Here is a 422-nt window from a genome sequence, read left to right as displayed (position 1 = left end):
ACTCCCTCCCCGACTCCGTGACGGAGGTCTTCGGCGAGGAGGCGACGGCGGAGCAGGCGTACGACCTGCTGACCGTCGACGTCCCGCCGGCTTCCTGGGTCGCGGCGCTCACGACGGCCCGCGACGAGCTCGGCTGCACGTACTTCGACTGGCTGAGCGCGGTGGACGAGCCGGGTACGGGCTTCCGCGTCTGCGCGCACGTGGTGGCGCTGGGGGAGGGCGCGCCGAAGCGCCTCCTCCTGCGGACGACGGTCCCGCACGAGGCTCCGGTCCTCCCCACGGCCATCGGGGTGTACGCGGGCGCGGGCTGGCACGAGCGCGAGACCCACGAGATGTTCGGCGTGGCCTTCGAGGGCCACCCGCACCTGGTCCCCCTGCTGCTCCCCGAGAACTTCGAGGGCCACCCGCTGCGCAAGGACTTC

At 73.2% G+C, this 422-nt stretch carries 1 protein-coding gene; it reads left to right on the top strand.

Annotation, left to right across the window (positions count from 1 at the left end; translation table 11 throughout):
- The coding region (locus CCN56_RS39865; protein WP_143664816.1) for an NADH-quinone oxidoreductase subunit C at nt 1-422 on the top strand (422 nt) is incomplete at both ends.

The organism is Streptomyces sp. NRRL B-24572 (genome assembly GCF_002156145.1).
In the GTDB taxonomy this organism is placed as follows: Bacteria; Actinomycetota; Actinomycetes; order Streptomycetales; family Streptomycetaceae; genus Streptomyces; species Streptomyces vietnamensis.
Note: the sequence above shows the minus strand (reverse complement) of the source record. Positions and strands in the feature narration are given on the sequence as shown.